The following is a 15,390-nucleotide window of genomic DNA, read 5'->3' as shown; positions in this document are numbered from 1 at the left end:
CTACAGCGCGCGGATCGCGTCGAGGCGCCGTGCCCGGTCTTCCCGGGCGGCGAGCGCGTCGTCGAGGGTGACGGGGTCGAAGCGCACCTTGGTGTTCGGCGGCATCTGCCCGATCAGGTCCATGTCCGCGCTGATCACCGTGCCGATCATCATGTAGCCGCCGCCGGAGACCGCGTCCCGGTGCAGGACGATGGGCTCCTGGCCCGACGGGACCTGGATCGAGCCGATCGGGTAGCACGCGTCGACGATGTTCGACGGGTCGTCGCCCGCGCCGAAGGGAGGCTCACGGTCGACGAACGCCAGCGGCGTCCCGCCCTTGAGGCGGTAGCCGATGCGATCGGCCTCCGAACCCACGGTCCAGGTCTCCGCGAGGAAGGTCGCCATCGAGTCCGGGGTCACGCGGTAGTCGTACAGCCCCGGGACCATCCGGAGGACGTGTTCCTTGGCGAGCGGCACCCGCAGATCGGCCGGCAGCTCGTGGCCCGCTCGCGGGGCCGGCCGGGCCGTGCCGATCGGCAGCACGTCGCCCGGCTCGAGCTTGCGCCCGGCGAGGCCGCCGAGTGCGCCGAGCGCGTAAGTGGAGCGGCTGCCGAGGCGCTCGGGGACGTCGATCCCGCCCGCGATCGCCAGGTAGGCGCGGGCGCCCGCGGTCGCGAACCCGAAGGACAGGGTCTGCCCGGCCTGTACCGCCACCACGGTGTTGAGCGGCTGGTCGACACCGTCGAGCTTGGGCGTCATGGCCGCGCCCGTCACCGCGATGTGGGCGTCCTCGCCGAACCGGAGTTCGGGCCCCATCAGGGCGCATTCGAGGACGGCGGCCGTCTCCTCGTTGCCGAGCAGGAGGTTCGCGGCGCGGAAGGACTGCTGGTCCATCGCGCCCGACGGCGGGATGCCCAGGTAGTAGTAGCCGCTGCGGCCCTGGTCCTGGACGGAGCTGAGCAGGCCGGGCTTGATGACCTCGATCGTCACGGGAGGGCCTCCAGGAGCGTTGCGGGGTAGCCGGTGGGGTCGGCGGTGAACTCGGCGAGGGAGAACCGGATCGGCGCGGTGGGCGGCGCGTACCGTCCGGCGTCGACCTCAGCGAGGATCGCGTCGTACTCGGCGCGATCGACGGGCCGGAACTTCACGACGTCGCCGGGCTTGAAGAAGATCATGAAGTCGCGCAGGTGCGGAGCGCGCTGATCCGGGTCGTAGATGGGAACGGGCGTGACGCCGAACATCTGGTAGCCGCCCGCGCCACGGACCGAGTAGACGCAGGAGAACGCCCCGCCGTAGCCGAGCGTGCCCTTGGGCGTGTCGGTGCGGGGGCGGAGGTACTTGGGCACCTGGATCTGCCGTTCCCGCTCCACCATCTGGTACATGAAGGGCAGGCCCGCCACGAAGCCCACCATGGACACGAACCACGGTGTGCCGGAGTGGGCCTCGATGAACCGATCGACGTCGTCGTAGCCGTTGATCCGCGCCGCGTACTCGATGTCGGTCGAGTCCGGATCCTGATGCCGATCGCGGAAGCGCATCAGGGTCTCGTGCGTCCAGGGATCGTTGTACAGCACAGGGATCTCGACGATGCGGGTGTCCAGCACCGCATCCCGGGCGCCGAGGCCTGCCTCGATCGACTCCAACTCCGCGCGCAGATCGGCGACCGGGAGCACGTCGGGGTCGAAGCGCACCTGGAAGGACGCATTGGCCGGGCAGATCTCGGTGACACCGGGGAGGGCGCGCTCGGCGAGCTCCTGCGTGATGAGGATGCCGCGGAAGAAGGCGTCCAGGGACATCGATTCGGATAGCTCGACGAACAGATGCTCGTCGCCGCCCAGGGCGTAGCGAGTGCTCACTGGTTCTCCGTCCGCTGTTCGATCCAGGTGGTGTGCAGGGCGTTGCGCCGCACGTCGTCCTCCGCGAGGAGCTCCTCGAAAAAGGGCAGTGTGGTGGCGGGTGCGACGATCTCGGTCTCGCGCAGCGCGCGCTCCAGCCGGGACAGCGCCTGTTCCCGCGTCTCCGCCCACACGATCAGTTTCCCGATCAGCGAGTCGTAGAACGGCGGGATCCGATAGCCGGAGTAGGCCATCGAGTCGACGCGGACGCCCGGGCCCTGCGCCCAGGAGACGGTCTCGACGGTGCCCGGGGCCGGCCGGAATCCCTGGGCGGGATCCTCGGCGTTGATCCGCACCTCGATGGCGTGGCCCCGTCGGACGATGTCGTCCTGGCGATAGGGCAGCGGATCGCCCTGGCACACCTCGATCATGGCGCGGATCAGGTCGACGCCGCAGATCTCCTCGGTGATCGGGTGCTCCACCTGGATCCGCGTGTTCATCTCGATGAAGTAGAACGCGCGGGTATCGGGATCGTAGAGGTACTCGATCGTCCCGGCTCCGACGTAGCCCACTGCTCGGGTCAGGGCGACGGCGGACTCGCAGAGGGCGCGCCGCGTCGCCTCGTCGAGGATGGCGGCCGGTGCCTCCTCCCAGACCTTCTGGCGGCGGCGCTGCAGCGAGCAGTCACGTTCGAAGAAGTGGACGGCGTCAGTGCCGTCCCCGAGGATCTGGACCTCGATGTGGCGCGCGCGGGAGATGAACTTCTCCAGGTAGATCCCGCCGTCGCCGAACGCGGCCTCGGCCTCCTGCCGGGCGTCGGCGAAGGCCTGCGCCACTTCCTCGTCCGTGCCGGCGATGCGGATGCCGCGGCCCCCGCCGCCGGCCGCGGCCTTGAGCAACACCGGGTAGCCGATCGCTCCTGCGACCGCCACGGCTTCGTCGGCGCTGGTCAGCAGTCCGTCGCTGCCCGGCACCACGGGGACTCCCGCGGCGCGGGCGGTGGCGATGGCCTGCGCCTTGTGACCCATCCGCTCGATCGTCCCGGCGTCGGGTCCGATCCACACCAGTCCCGCATCGGTGACGGCCCGCGCGAACTCGGCGTTCTCGGAGAGGAAGCCGTAGCCGGGGTGCACGGCATCGGCGCCGGTGCTCTTCGCGGCCTCGAGCAGGGCCACGGCGTTCAGGTAGCTCTTCTTCGCGTGCGCGCCACCGATGTTGACGGCCTCGTCGGCGATGCGGACCGCGAGCGAGGACTCGTCGGCGTCGCTGTACGCGGCGATGGCGACGATGCCCATCTCCTGCGCCGCGCGGATCACGCGGACGGCGATCTCGCCGCGGTTGGCGACGAGGAGTCGCTTGATCTCCGGCATCAGTCGACCACCTCGATCCGGAGCAGCACGTCGCCCACGTCGACGGGATCCTCAGCGCCGACCAGGATCTCGACCACGGTCCCGGCCACCTCGGCGGTGATCGGATTGAACATCTTCATCACTTCGATGAGCCCGATCTGGTCGCCGACGGCCACCGCCTCGCCGACCGAGACGAAGGGCGGGCTACTGGGGGATTCCCGCGGGTAGAAGGTCCCGGGAAGCGGTGCGGGGACGTCGTGGATGGTCATGGTGGGGGCTCTCTTTCGTGTCCGGGATCGTCAGTCGGTGGGCTGGTCCGCGAAGGACCGGACGGTGATGTGGGCGCCGTCGAGGGCGGCGCGGGCGCTGGTCATCAGATCGATCGCGCCGCGGGTGTCGCTGTGGATGCAGATGGACTCGAACGGGACGGTGACGACGGTCCCGTCGACCGCGACGACGGTGCCCTCGCGGCAGGCACGCAGCACCTTGGCGGCGACGTCGTCGGGCGACAGGGCGCCCACGTTCCGGGTGAAGACGATCTGGCCGTCGGGACCGTAGTGCCGGTCGGCGTAGAACTCGCGGATCACGGGCCGTTCCCGGTCCCGGGCGACCGCCTCGATGACCGAGCCCGACATCACGAGGATGGGGAGCTCGGGGTCGATCCGCTGCAGGGTGTCGATGAGCAGCTCGGCGAAGGCGGCGTCGCGCGCCGCGTGCATGTAGAGGGCGCCGTGCAGTTTGAAGTGCTGCAGTGCGAGCCCGTGGAGCGCGATGAACTCGCGGACCGCCCCCAGCTGGTAGACGCAGTCGTTCACCAGCTCCTGCGGTGAGGCGTCGATGTGGCGCCGGCCGAATCCGACGAGGTCCCGGAATCCGGGGTGGACGCCGATGCCGACGCCGTGCTCATGGGCGAGGCGCACCGTGCGATCGATGGTCGAGGGATCGCCGGCGTGGAAGCCCGCTGCGACGTTGATCGAGCTCACGAGCGGCATCATCGTCGCGTCCACGTCGTCGCCGAACATCCAGGCGCCGAAGCCCTCGCTCATATCGCAGTTGATATCGGTCGTGGTCGTCACGGCTCTCCTTCGTGTGATCTCCGTCATGACGCTACGAGCCGATTCCGGTATTGGGAAGTACAAACATGCGATGCTTGAATATCGGGTAGATCGATAATGGGAGGCGATCGTGGGCTTGTCGGTACGACAGTTGCGGTACTTCGTCGCGGTGGCCGAGGCCGGGCAGGTCAGCGCCGCAGCGCGCGAGCTGTTCGTCTCCCAATCGTCGGTGACTACGGCGATGCAGCAGATCGAACAGCAGCTCGGCACGGCGGTCCTCCATCGGACCTCGCGCGGTGTGGCGCTGACATCTGCGGGGGAGGCCCTCCTGCCGAAGGCGCGCCAGATCCTCGACCTGCTGGAGGAGGCCGAGTCGGTGACCGCGGCGGACTCGCACGTCGAGGGGGTGGTCCGGGTGGGGGTCTCGTACACCGTGATGGGCTATTTTCTGCCGCAGCACGTCCAGCGCCTCGCAGTGCTGCATCCCGGGCTCAAGGTGGACTGGCGCGAGGTCGATCGTGCGGAGATCGAGGAGGGCGTCGTCGCGGGCGATCTCGACTTCGGGCTGCTGCTAACGTCGAACGTCGCCGACGACGAACGGCTCGAGCACGAGACCTTCGTGCATTCGCGGCGCCGGCTGTGGATGGCTCCCACGCACCCGCTCGCGGGGCGCGACCGCGTCGGGCTCGCGGACGTCGAGCAGTACCCGTACGCGCTGCTCACCGTCGACGAGGCCGACGTGACGACCCGTGCGTACTGGGGCGATCGCCCGATGGACGTGCTGATCCGGACCTCGTCCATCGAGGCGATCCGCAGTGTGGTCGCGAACGGCAACGCCGTGACGGTGCTGTCCGACATGGTCTACCGCCCGTGGTCCCTGGAGGGGCGGAGGATCGACACAACCCTGCTGCGGGATCCGGTGCCGGACATGCGGATCGGACTGGCGTGGGCGCGGGGCCGGGAGTTCTCCCCCGGCATGGCGGCACTGCACGACTACTTCTACCGCCTGTTCTGCACGCCGGCGCTCGGGTAGGGCATCGCGTCGGCGCTCTTGACAGATTGTTGGGTTTTCCCAACAATGGATTGCATGAGTCCGGTGAAGCGGGAGGGTTCGCTCCCCATCTTCAATCGCATCGGCGTCCTGCGCGCCGAGCGCCGGATGAGCCGGAAGGAGCTGGCGGCGGCGATCGACGTCAACCCGCAGACGGTGGGCGCGCTCGAGCGCGGGGATCACTACCCGAGCCTCGATCTCGCCTTCCGTCTCTGCGCGGTCTTCGACCTGCCGGTGGAGGCGGTGTTCTCCCGCAGTGAATTCGGGCCCCTGTCGGCGGAGCTGTACGGACGCAACGAGAGAGGCGGAGCACGATGACGACCACGAGCATGATCACCCGCTACCAGGAGCGCCGCGCCCGGAAGTTCCGGGAGGACGAGGAGCGCTTCTCGACCCTGCTGCCGTCGTGGCGCACGAGGCCCCGGCGACGAATGCTGGTCGCCGCGTTGCTCGTCGACTATCTCTTCATGTTCGTCGTCGCGGTCCTCTGCCACTTCGACGTGCCCAACGCACCGCTGCTCTGGCTGCCCGCGTGCCTGCTGCTCTTCCCGATCTGGATCACGGTTCAGATCGTCTCGGGCAGGCAGGGTGACGCGCCCGCCGCGGCGCTCGACGAGTGGGAGGTCGAGCAGCGCAACGAGGCACGGTCCATCGGCTTCTCGGTCACCTCGGGCCTGGTGCTCCTGGCTGTCGCGTACACGGTGATCACCTCCGTGGTCGCGCAGCCGGACGGGAACACGGCGTGGCACTACGCGTCGGGCCTGTTCACACTGGTCGCGCTGCTCATCGGCATGACGACGCCCGCGATGATCCTCGCCTGGACCCGGCCCGATGCGGACGCGGAGGACGTCGCCGCGTAGTTCAGCGGGGCTTCGTCGTGGTCGGGACCGCAGTGCCGGTGCCGTAGGGATCGTCGCCGGCCCCGTGGTTGGGGTTGGTGCAGATCGTGCCCTCGTCGGGTCCGCCGGTGCACGTCACGTCGTACTCGCTGCCCGGGCCAGTCGGCTTGGTGGGGCGCGGCGCCGTCGTCGGAACGGGTCGGGTCGGCGACGCGGTGACGGTGTTCGTCGGCCGCACCGTCTGCGCGGGCGGGTTCTGCTCGTGCGTGGACGATTCCGTGACGGTCATGGTCGACGGCGTCGTGGGCGCGGACCCGGCCCCGTCGTCGGCGCAACCCGCGGCGGCGGCGAGGAGGGCGACGGTTCCCGCCGCGCTCGCCATCGATCGACTGAACAACATGGTGTGTCTTCTCCGTTCTGGGGGTTCCCTGCTCGGGTGGACGCCCCCAGGGTAGACCGTTCAGTAACGCCACCGGATGGCGGTAGAAATACTCGCTGGACCTACCGGGCGCCGTCGCCGAGGATCGTGGGAGATGCTGCGATCGAGTGAAAAAGGCGGGTGACCATGCGATTCCACGACTACCTGGTAGCGCTGGCTGCGCGGTTCGGCGAGTTCCGGCGGAACCACGTCGAGATGTACGAGCGGCACCAGATCCTGCTCGAGCCGTGGACGCACGACATCCTGCACTGGGGCGCCGACGGGACGCTGCACGGCAGCATCGTGGCCGGTCGCGCCCGTCCGCCCGTGACCCGAGGCGGCTGGTGCCCCTGTCGCCCGCTGGACGTGGTCGGGGAGGCCGGCGACGTCCGCGTGGTCGGCGATCCGTGTCCGGAGGGTTGTGATTAGTAGTTAGTAACTACTAATCTGGCCGGGTGAGCACCCGGATGAGCGGACCAGAACGCAGGGCGCAGATACTCGGCATCGCCGCGCGCGAGTTCGGCGCGCACGGCCTCCACGGTGCGTCGATCGACGGGATCGCCCGGGAGGCGGGGATCACGCAGGCCTACGTCTTCCGAATGTTCGGCACGAAGAAGGCTCTGTTCCTCGAACTCGTCACCGGCGCTTTCGCCGGCCTCGTCGACGCGATGGCGAAAGCGGGGGAGGGCACCGTCGGGATCGAGGCGCTCGCGCGGATGGGCGCCGAGTACTACGAGAACCTCGCCGACGACACGGCGCTCCGCCTCCAGTTGCAGGGTTTCGCCGCGTGCGGGGACTCCGAGGTCCGGGACGTCGTGCGCGGCTGCTTCGCACGCCTGTGGGGCGCCACCGCGGACGGCACCGGGCTCGATCCCGTCACCGTCAAGACCTTCTTGGCGTTCGGCATGCTGCTCAACGCCGGGGCCGCGCTGGACGTGGCCGAGATCGACGAACCATGGGCCGACGGGGTCCGCACCCTGATCCGGCCCGGGTTGTTCGAGCACGTCACCACCGCGACGAACCGGCCGGCGTCGTCGTGAACCGGCTGTCCTGCGCGCTGGTCACCGTCGCCCTCTGCGCGGCAGTGATCGGGAGCGTGGGCGCGCCGCTCATCACCGCGGTCGCGCGCTCGGAGGACGTGCCGCTGGGCGCCGCGCAATGGACGCTGACGATCACGCTGTTCACGGGCGCCATCGCCGGGCCGGTGCTCGGCCGGCTCGGCGCCGGTCCACTGCGCAGGCGCACGATCCTCGGCACGTTGGGCGTGGTCGCGGTCGGCGGCGTGCTGACGGTGCTGCCCCTGCCGTTCGGTGTGCTCCTCGTCGGGCGCGCGCTGCAGGGCGTGGGCATCGCCCTGGTGCCGCTGCTGGTCAGCGTGGCGCGCAGCGCCCTCCCGGCGGACCGGGCGACGAGCACCATCGCCTCCCTGTCGGTCGCCTCCACCGTCGGCATCGGCGTCGGGTACCCCCTGATCGGCCTCGTCGACCAGGTGCTCGGCCTCCGCGCCGCCTACGGGACCGGTCTCGCGATCACGCTGGTCGCGCTCGCTGTCGCGTGGGGCGCGGTCCCCGTCGACGAGCCCGGTCCGCGCCCGCGGATCGACGTGCCCGGGGCGCTGCTGCTCGGCGTGGGCACGCTCGGTGTGCTGTTCCTGGTCGCGGAGCCCGCGCTGTGGGGCCGGCCGGCCGCGGTGGTCGGCGTGCTCGTCGGCACGGTCGCGGTGCTCGCGACGTGGTTGGCCGTCGAGCTGCGGGCCGCCGAGCCTCTGGTGGACCTACGGCTCGTCGCGCGCCCGTCGGTGGCGGCCGCGAATGTCGCGATGCTGGTCGCCGGCATCGGGATGTACCTACTGTTCAGCGATCTCACGCGATACGTCCAGGTGCCCGATGGTGCGCCGTACGGCTTCGCGCTCCCCGGCGTCGCAGCCGGCGCCGCGCTCATCCCGTTCTCCGTGCTCGGTTTCGTTGCGGGGAGAGTGGTTCCGCGGAGTGCGACCCGGATCGGTCCGCGCGGGACCTTCGCTGCCTCGTCGGGGCTGGTGGTGGCGGCCGCGCTGGTCTTCGCGGTCGGTCGGGACAGCCTGGTCGCCGTGTTGGTAGCGCTGGCGGTCCTAGGACTCGGGGTCGGCGGCGCCTCCGCCGTGATGCCGCGGCTCGTGCTCGACGGGACGCCGCAGTCCGAGACCGCCAGCGTCATGGCGGTCAACCAGATCGCGCGGGCCGTCGGCTTCTCCATCGGCAGCGCCCTCGCCGGGTTCCTCCTCACGGGCGCCACGCCCGACGGTGCGCTCCTGCCCGCGCAGGGCGGGTACGTCGCCGTCGCGCTGTGGTCGACGGTGCCGGCGGTGGCGAGTGCAGTGATCCTGATGGGTGCACGCAGGGGAGCTGTTTCGGTGCGCGCGACGTGACCTTCCGGATCATCGTTCGATGTCGTGTTGCGATGTCGAAAACTTGTCGGTGGGTCCGCGTAGCGTCAGGGCATGGACGAAGACGTTGGTGTAGATGATGATCGGCCACCTGATGGTGGCGTCGCGGATCGGTTGCGTTCGATGGAGCGGCAGCGCTGTCGGACGGTCTTCGAGCAGTACCGGTTGGCGGCGCAGTTGCTGCGGGAGCGGGTGTGCGAACGCGTGGCGGCGGGGTTGCCGCAGGACCGATGGCAGCAGGGCGTGGCCGCGGAGGTCGGGTTGGCCATGCATATGTCGCCGAACACCGCCGCCAAGTTCGTGAACCGGGCGGTGGAGCTGGAGAAGACGATGCCGTGCACCCGTGCGCGGCTGCGGGACGGTGATCTGTCGCCGGAGGCGATCCCAGTCATCGTCGGCGGCTTGGCGCATTTGGATGCGTCGGATCGGCATCAGGCGGATGAGCTGTTGTGTGCCGACCCGGGCACGCTCGCGGGGTGCGGGTTGCGCCGAATCGCTGACCTGGTCAAGAAGATGGCCTACGAGCTGGACGCGCAGGGCACCGTGGATCGGAACGCGTCGGCGGAGAAGGACCTCACCGTCACGATCCGCCCGCTGCCCGAGGGCATGGCCAGAGTCTCGCTGCTGCTACCGGTCGCTCAGGGCGTCGGGGTGTACGCGGCGCTCCGCAAGCACGCGGCCACCCTGATCGGGATCGGTGCGGATCTGCGGACGCGGGGGGCAGATTATGGCCGACGCGGCGTTCGCGCGGATCACCGGCCGTGAGGCTGCCGACGGGCAGCCGGTCACGGTGAACCTGACGATGCCGGCAACGGTGCTGCTGGGTGATCAGCCTGGCACGGCGCACCTCGACGTTGGTGGGACGATGCCGGCGGAGATCGCCCGCAACCTCGTCGGTCGCGCGACTACGGCGGGGGTCGCGTGGGTCAAACGCCTCTACCTCGCACCGGAATCGGGTGCGGTCGTCGGGATGGACTCCCGGGCCCGGTGCTTCCCCGATGGGTTGGCGGAGATGATCCGGGCACGGGACCGGTACTGCCGCACCCCGTACTGCGATGCTCCGATCGCGCACACCGACCACGTCGTCCCGTACGCGAAGGGAGGAGCGACGGAGTTCGAGAACGGTCAGGGCTTGTGCGCGGCGTGCAACTACGCCAAGGAGGCGGCCGGCTGGCACAGCCAGGTGGTGCCGGACGCTACCGGGCGGCACACCGTCGACACCCGAACACCGAGCGGACACCACCACCGGTCCACCGCCCCGGAACAGGCGGCGTGAGTCAGCCGGCCTCGCCGATGGCGGGGCCGAGGATGTCGTCGGCGTCGACGATGCGGTAGGCGTAGCCCTGCTCGGCCAGGAAGCGCTGGCGGTGCGCGGCGTAGTCGGCGTCGAGGGTGTCCCGGGAGACGACGGAGTAGAAGTGCGCCGTGCCGCCGTCGTGCTTGGGGCGCAGGAGCCGGCCGAGGCGCTGCGCCTCCTCCTGCCGCGAGCCGAAGGTACCCGAGACCTGCACGGCGACGGAGGCCTCCGGCAGATCGATGGAGAAGTTCGCGACCTTGCTCACCACCAGGGTGGAGATCTCTCCCGCTCGGAACCGGTCGAACAGGGCTTCGCGCTCCTTGTTCTTCACTGAGCCGGTGATGACGGGCGCGTCCAGCTCGCGGCCCAGCTGCTCCAGCTGATCCAGGTAGGCGCCGATCACGAGCGTCGGGGCGCCCTTGTGCCGCTCCAGGATCGACTTCACCACCGCCACCTTCGTCGGGGCGGTGGACGCCAGCTGGTACCGCTCGTCGGGCTCGGCGGTCGCGTACTGCATGCGCTGGTTCTCGGTGAGCGTCACCCGCACCTCGACGCAGTCGGCGGGCGCGATCCAGCCCTGCGCCTCGATGTCCTTCCACGGCGCGTCGTAGCGCTTCGGCCCGATCAGCGAGAAGACGTCGCCCTCGCGGCCGTCCTCGCGCACCAGGGTCGCGGTGAGACCGAGGCGCCGGCGGGACTGCAGGTCGGCGGTCATCCGGAAGACCGGTGCGGGTAGCAGGTGCACCTCGTCGTAGATCATCAGGCCCCAGTCGCGCGAGTCGAACAGGTCGAGATTCTTGTACTCGCCCTTCGACTTCCGCGTGAGCACCTGGTACGTGGCGATGGTGACCGGTCGGATCTCCTTCTTCTCGCCCGAGTACTCGCCGATCTCCTCCTCGGTGAGCGACGTGCGCGCCAGGAGCTCCCGCTTCCACTGCCGCCCCGCGACGGTGTTGGTCACCAGGATCAGCGTCGTGGCCTGCGCCCGCGCCATCGCGGCGGCGCCGACCATCGTCTTGCCCGCGCCGCAGGGCAGCACGACGACGCCGGAACCGCCCAACCAGAACGAGTCCGCCGCGACCTTCTGGTAGTCGCGCAGCTCCCACGGGTCGGACTCGGTGTCCAGCGCGATGGGGTGCGACTCTCCGTCCACGTAGCCGGCGAGATCCTCGGCGGGCCAGCCCACCTTGAGCAGGAGCTGCTTGAGGTGGCCGCGCTCGGACGGGTGCACCACGACGGTGTCGTCGTCGATGCGGGCGCCGACCATGGGGGCGATCTTCTTGTGCCGCAGCACCTCCTCCAGCACCGCCCGGTCCAGCGAGACCAGGGTGAGGCCGTGCACCGGGCTCTTCACCAGCTGCAGCCGGCCGTACCGGCTCATGGTGTCGACGACGTCGACCAGCAGCGGCTGCGGCACCGGGTAGCGGGAGAAGCTGACGAGGGCGTCCACCACCTGCTCCGCGTCGTGCCCGGCGGCGCGCGCGTTCCACAGCGCCAGCGGCGTCACGCGGTAGGTGTGCACGTGCTCCGGGGCGCGCTCGAGCTCGGCGAAGGGCGCGATCGCGGCGCGCGCGGCGCCCGCCAGCTCGTGGTCGACCTCCAGCAGGAGGGTCTTGTCGGACTGGACGATGAGGGGTCCGTCGGTCATCTATCCATTGTGCCGCGCCGGGCGGAACTCCTGCTCATCGCCGTTGTCGCGAACCACGACGCCGGCCTCGCCGAGGCGCAGCCGCAGGTCGCGGGCGGTGGGCGCGCGCTTCTCAGCCCGGGCCACCGCGCGCTCGCGGAGTAGTGTCACCACCTCGGGCGGGGCCTCCTCGCGGCCGTCGACGAAGCGCGTGTACTCGGCTTCGTACGGATCCGCGTCGCCGCGCCACGGATAGCCCGCGTCGGTGAGCGCCCGGGCGATCCCGCCCTTGGGCACCCCGTCGGTGCCGGCGGCCGCGAGGAGGCAGCCCCGTCGGTCCAGGAACGTCAGCTCCCCGCCCCGCCCGAGGAAGGCCTCGCCGATCTCGTCGCGCGCCATCCAGCGGCGGTGCCCGCCCGCTGCGAGCTCCACGTGGTCGTCGGCGACGGTCAGCGCTGCGACCTCGTGCTGCCACGCCGCGATCAGGACGATGCCGCCGATGAGGCCGACGACGGTCAGGACCCCGGCGGCCACGCCCACCGGCAGCTGGGCGGCGACGCGCAAGGGACCGGGCGAGCTGTCGAGCGTGCGCTCGAGCCAGCCGACGAGGCCGCGGACGATCAGGCCGAGGACGGCGCCGAGGGCTGTGGTGGCGGAGACGGTCGCGAGCTGCAGCGCGCGGGAGACCCCGATCGTGGTCGAGTGGGCGGCGGTGGTGGTCATGCGTTCTCCGTTCGCAGGTAGGCGAGGGCGGCGCGGCGCACGTCGGGCCGGACGTCGCCGTCCGCGAGGTGCGCGCCGTCGGTCATCGAGACGAGGAAGGCGGCGGCGTGGGCGGGATCCAGGCCGGGGTCGAAGGCGCCGTCGGCCTGCCCCCGCGCGATGAGTTCGGCGAGCGCACCCCGGACCAGGCCGTCCGCGGTGACGACGATCTCGGCCAGCGCAGGGTCGGCGGGGACGCGGCGGGTGACCTCGGCGACGAGGCCGGGCGCGACGGGGTCGACGGCGGACTCGGCCAGCGCGTCGACCACGATCGCGACGCCTACGCGCGGATCGGGCTCGGCGAGGGCCCGGTCGCGCAGTGCGGTGTTGCGCTCGACGTCGGCGTCGAAGAGCGCGCGGAACAGGCCGGCCTTGTCGGTGAAGTAGTAGAAGACGGTGCCGGAGCTGACTCCGGCGCGGGTCGCGATGTCCGCGGCGCGGGCGCGCTCGAAGCCGGCGGCGGAGAACTCCGCGGCCGCCGCGTCCAGGATGGCGGCGCGGCGGCGGGCGGTGAGCGCGGGGTCGACGGTGCGGGCCATGCCCCGAGGCTATCTATAACTGAGCAATCAGTCAATTAATTGGCGAGCCGCCGGGCGAGCACCGGCACCACGATCGCGGCCGCGACCACGTGCGTGAGGATCAGGACCGCGGCGGACGCGGCGTCGAAGCCGAAGGTCACGTCCGGCACCACGGACAACACGAGCAGCACCACGCTGGTGCGGACGAACGTCGACCGCGGGTGCCGCGCACGGCGCGCGAGCACCGCGGCGATGCCCGTGGCGATCAGCGAGAAGATCATCGTGAGCTGCGCGAAGCCCAGCAGGGGGATGGAGGAACCGTCGGGCCCGGCGAAGGAGACGCCCGCGGCGGACGCGACCGCGGCGATCGCGGTGGTGGCGACCGACGCGACGACGGCGGCGCCGATGCCGTGCTTCCAGACGGGCAGGCGGTCGGTGTGGGCGGGGGCGGTGGTGGTGGCGGTGGTGCTCATGGCGTGCTCCTCAGCGGTGGTGACGGTGCCCGGGCTGGGCGCGTCCTACCCCTTCCACGAACGGGGCCGACGGATTTCGACATCGGCGCTGCGAAGACTTTCCGAGGGTGGTGTCGTATCGGTACGCCTGCGTTCGTAGTGAGGGTGAAGGGCGGCCACCGGGGTCGCCCGTCGACCGAGAGGAACCACCATGACGCACTACCTGCTCTCCGTGCACGGCCCCGTCGAGCGGAGCGAGTTCGGCGACTACGGCACCAAGGAGGCGATGGAAGAGGCCTTCGCGCGGACCGACGCGTTCAACGAGCAGCTCAAGGCCGACGGCTACTGGGTGTTCGCGGGCGGGCTCGCCGAGGCGACCACCGCCACCGTCGTCGACGGCCGCGGCGACAAGCCGATCATCACCGACGGCCCGTACCTCGAGTCGAAGGAGCTCATCGGCGGCTTCTGGGTCGTCGACGCCCCCGACCTCGACGTCGCGCTGCGGCTCGCCGCCGAGGGCTCCAAGGCCTGCGGCGGCACCGTCGAGGTCCGCGCCTTCGACGGGCTGGCGTGACCGACGCCGGCACCGCGCTCGACCGGGTCTTCCGCGAGGAGTACGGCCGGGTCATCGCCTCGCTCGTCCGCCGCTTCGGCGACATCACGATCGCCGAGGAGGCGGCGGGCGAGGCGATCCTCGCCGCCGCCGAGAGGTGGCCCGAGTCCGGCATCCCGCCGAACCCCGGCGCCTGGCTCACCACCACCGCGGGCAACCGCGCGATCGACCGGATCCGGCGCGAGAGCCGGCGCGACGCCAAACACAGGGCGGCCGAGATGATCCACGACGACTCCGACCCCGAACCCACCGGCGCGGTCGACGACGACCGGCTGCGGCTGATCTTCACCTGCTGCCATCCGGCGCTCGCCCCCGAGGCCCGGGTCGCCCTCACCCTGCGCCTGCTCGGCGGCCTGACGGTGCCGGAGATCGCGAGCGCCTTCCTCGTGCCCGAGACCACGATGGGCCAGCGCATCACCCGTGCCAAGAAGAAGATCGCCGCCGCCCGCATCCCTTACCGGGTGCCGGCCGCCGCCGACCTGCCCGACCGCGTCGGCGGGGTGCTGACGGTGCTGTTCCTCGTCTTCAACGAGGGCTACCTCGCCACCGGCGAGGGCGAGCCGATCCGCGCGGAGCTGACCGGGGAGGCGATCCGGCTCGCCCGGCTCATGCGGGCGTTGCTGCCCGACGACCCCGAGATCACCGGCCTGCTCGCGCTGATGCTTCTCACCGAGGCCCGCCGCGCGGCGCGGGTCCGCGGCGGGCAACTCGTGCCGCTCGACGAGCAGGACCGCGCCGGCTGGGACCGCGCCGCCATCGCCGAGGGGCACGGTCTGGTCCGCGAGTGCCTCGCGATCAACCGGCCCGGCCGGTACCAGATCCTCGCCGCGATCGGCGCCGTGCACACCGACGCCCCGAGCGCCGACACCGTCGACTACGCGCAGGTCGTGGCGCTGTACGACCAGCTGCTGATGGTCGACGCATCCCCGATCGTGCGACTCAACCGGGCGATCGCCGTTGCCGAGCTCGACGGGCCCGAGGTCGCGCTGGCGCTGGTCGATCCGCTGCGGCTGGACGGATACCACGCCTGGCACGCGACCCGCGCGCACCTGCTGCGGAAGCTCGGGCGCACCGCCGAGGCCAAGGGCGCCTACGACGCGGCGATCGCGGCCACCGGCAACTCCGCCGAGCGCGCGTACCTCACCCGCAAGCGCGGCGAGCTGGTCTGAG

Annotated in this window: 20 protein-coding genes; 10 read left to right on the top strand and 10 right to left on the bottom strand. The window is 70.9% G+C overall.

Annotation, left to right across the window (positions count from 1 at the left end; translation table 11 throughout):
- From ACLQ3K_RS11515 to ACLQ3K_RS11495, 5 genes are read right to left on the bottom strand one after another with little or no spacing between them, the layout of a single operon-like run.
- On the bottom strand, positions 1-969 hold the full coding sequence (locus ACLQ3K_RS11515) for a biotin-dependent carboxyltransferase family protein (RefSeq protein WP_425999387.1): 969 nt from the start codon (positions 967-969) through the stop codon (positions 1-3).
- Entirely contained in the window at positions 966-1,835 is an 870-nt protein-coding gene (locus ACLQ3K_RS11510; RefSeq protein WP_425999385.1) for a 5-oxoprolinase subunit B family protein, read from the bottom strand. Before ACLQ3K_RS11510 ends, ACLQ3K_RS11515 begins: the two co-directional genes overlap by 4 nt.
- The gene (locus ACLQ3K_RS11505) at positions 1,832-3,184 is read right to left on the bottom strand and encodes an acetyl-CoA carboxylase biotin carboxylase subunit (RefSeq protein WP_224646899.1); all 1,353 of its coding nucleotides are present in this window, start codon (positions 3,182-3,184) and stop codon (positions 1,832-1,834) included. The genes ACLQ3K_RS11510 and ACLQ3K_RS11505 overlap by 4 nt, the downstream gene beginning before the upstream one ends.
- Positions 3,184-3,432, bottom strand: coding sequence for an acetyl-CoA carboxylase (locus ACLQ3K_RS11500; RefSeq protein WP_425999383.1), 249 nt, complete (start codon positions 3,430-3,432; stop codon positions 3,184-3,186). The genes ACLQ3K_RS11505 and ACLQ3K_RS11500 overlap by 1 nt, the downstream gene beginning before the upstream one ends.
- Before the next feature lie 30 nt (positions 3,433-3,462).
- On the bottom strand, positions 3,463-4,239 hold the full coding sequence (locus tag ACLQ3K_RS11495; RefSeq protein WP_224646901.1) for a 5-oxoprolinase subunit PxpA: 777 nt from the start codon (positions 4,237-4,239) through the stop codon (positions 3,463-3,465).
- A 109-nt stretch (positions 4,240-4,348) separates the two neighbouring features.
- Here ACLQ3K_RS11495 and ACLQ3K_RS11490 point away from each other — a divergent pair, with 109 nt between their 5' ends.
- The 3 genes from ACLQ3K_RS11490 to ACLQ3K_RS11480 are packed head-to-tail and all read left to right on the top strand — an operon-like array spanning position 4,349 to position 6,129.
- Positions 4,349-5,251 (top strand): LysR family transcriptional regulator, encoded by a 903-nt coding sequence (locus ACLQ3K_RS11490; protein WP_425999380.1) that lies wholly within the window; start codon positions 4,349-4,351, stop codon positions 5,249-5,251.
- Positions 5,252-5,305: 54 nt separating this feature from the next.
- Positions 5,306-5,587 carry a helix-turn-helix transcriptional regulator gene (locus ACLQ3K_RS11485; RefSeq protein ID WP_224646905.1) on the top strand — a complete coding sequence of 94 codons (282 nt, stop codon included), beginning with the start codon at positions 5,306-5,308 and terminating at the stop codon, positions 5,585-5,587.
- Positions 5,584-6,129: a hypothetical protein gene (locus tag ACLQ3K_RS11480; RefSeq protein ID WP_224646907.1), complete on the top strand. Its 546-nt coding sequence runs from the start codon at positions 5,584-5,586 to the stop codon at positions 6,127-6,129. Before ACLQ3K_RS11485 ends, ACLQ3K_RS11480 begins: the two co-directional genes overlap by 4 nt.
- Position 6,130: 1 nt before the next feature.
- Here the strand turns inward: ACLQ3K_RS11480 and ACLQ3K_RS11475 are convergent, their stop codons facing one another.
- Complete coding sequence (locus ACLQ3K_RS11475) at positions 6,131-6,508, bottom strand: hypothetical protein (RefSeq protein WP_425999378.1); 378 nt, start codon at positions 6,506-6,508, stop codon at positions 6,131-6,133.
- Between the two features lie 165 nt (positions 6,509-6,673).
- Between ACLQ3K_RS11475 and ACLQ3K_RS11470 the strand changes: the two genes are divergently transcribed.
- The 5 genes from ACLQ3K_RS11470 to ACLQ3K_RS11450 all read left to right on the top strand — a co-directional run bounded on the left by ACLQ3K_RS11470 (position 6,674) and on the right by ACLQ3K_RS11450 (position 10,227).
- Positions 6,674-6,955 carry a hypothetical protein gene (locus tag ACLQ3K_RS11470; RefSeq protein WP_425999376.1) on the top strand — a complete coding sequence of 94 codons (282 nt, stop codon included), beginning with the start codon at positions 6,674-6,676 and terminating at the stop codon, positions 6,953-6,955.
- Between the two features lie 26 nt (positions 6,956-6,981).
- Positions 6,982-7,566, top strand: coding sequence for a TetR/AcrR family transcriptional regulator (locus ACLQ3K_RS11465; protein ID WP_425999374.1), 585 nt, complete (start codon positions 6,982-6,984; stop codon positions 7,564-7,566).
- A complete protein-coding gene (locus tag ACLQ3K_RS11460; protein ID WP_425999372.1) occupies positions 7,563-8,933 on the top strand; it encodes an MFS transporter in 1,371 nt (456 codons plus the stop codon). Before ACLQ3K_RS11465 ends, ACLQ3K_RS11460 begins: the two co-directional genes overlap by 4 nt.
- 72 nt (positions 8,934-9,005) lie before the next feature.
- The gene (locus ACLQ3K_RS11455) at positions 9,006-9,716 is read left to right on the top strand and encodes a DUF222 domain-containing protein (RefSeq protein ID WP_425999370.1); all 711 of its coding nucleotides are present in this window, start codon (positions 9,006-9,008) and stop codon (positions 9,714-9,716) included.
- Positions 9,679-10,227, top strand: a complete 549-nt coding sequence (locus ACLQ3K_RS11450) for an HNH endonuclease (RefSeq protein WP_425999368.1) — start codon at positions 9,679-9,681, stop codon at positions 10,225-10,227. Before ACLQ3K_RS11455 ends, ACLQ3K_RS11450 begins: the two co-directional genes overlap by 38 nt.
- A 1-nt stretch (position 10,228) precedes the next feature.
- Here the strand turns inward: ACLQ3K_RS11450 and ACLQ3K_RS11445 are convergent, their stop codons facing one another.
- From ACLQ3K_RS11445 to ACLQ3K_RS11430, 4 genes are read right to left on the bottom strand one after another with little or no spacing between them, the layout of a single operon-like run.
- On the bottom strand, positions 10,229-11,896 hold the full coding sequence (locus tag ACLQ3K_RS11445) for a DNA repair helicase XPB (RefSeq protein WP_102101162.1): 1,668 nt from the start codon (positions 11,894-11,896) through the stop codon (positions 10,229-10,231).
- Complete coding sequence (locus tag ACLQ3K_RS11440; protein ID WP_425999365.1) at positions 11,897-12,598, bottom strand: YqeB family protein; 702 nt, start codon at positions 12,596-12,598, stop codon at positions 11,897-11,899.
- Positions 12,595-13,176 carry a TetR/AcrR family transcriptional regulator gene (locus ACLQ3K_RS11435; protein WP_425999363.1) on the bottom strand — a complete coding sequence of 194 codons (582 nt, stop codon included), beginning with the start codon at positions 13,174-13,176 and terminating at the stop codon, positions 12,595-12,597. The genes ACLQ3K_RS11440 and ACLQ3K_RS11435 overlap by 4 nt, the downstream gene beginning before the upstream one ends.
- Before the next feature lie 35 nt (positions 13,177-13,211).
- Positions 13,212-13,628 (bottom strand): DUF6069 family protein, encoded by a 417-nt coding sequence (locus ACLQ3K_RS11430; protein WP_425999361.1) that lies wholly within the window; start codon positions 13,626-13,628, stop codon positions 13,212-13,214.
- Positions 13,629-13,818: 190 nt separating this feature from the next.
- On the opposite strand from ACLQ3K_RS11430, the gene ACLQ3K_RS11425 reads away from it, so the two are divergent.
- Entirely contained in the window at positions 13,819-14,181 is a 363-nt protein-coding gene (locus tag ACLQ3K_RS11425; protein ID WP_224646922.1) for a YciI family protein, read from the top strand.
- Positions 14,178-15,389: an RNA polymerase sigma factor gene (locus tag ACLQ3K_RS11420; RefSeq protein WP_425999359.1), complete on the top strand. Its 1,212-nt coding sequence runs from the start codon at positions 14,178-14,180 to the stop codon at positions 15,387-15,389. Before ACLQ3K_RS11425 ends, ACLQ3K_RS11420 begins: the two co-directional genes overlap by 4 nt.
- The last annotated feature ends 1 nt before the right edge of the window (position 15,390 follow it).

This window comes from Tsukamurella sp. DT100 (genome assembly GCF_049844855.1).
Lineage (GTDB): Bacteria > Actinomycetota > Actinomycetes > Mycobacteriales > Mycobacteriaceae > Tsukamurella.
This window is presented reverse-complemented; position numbering and strand designations above follow the sequence as displayed.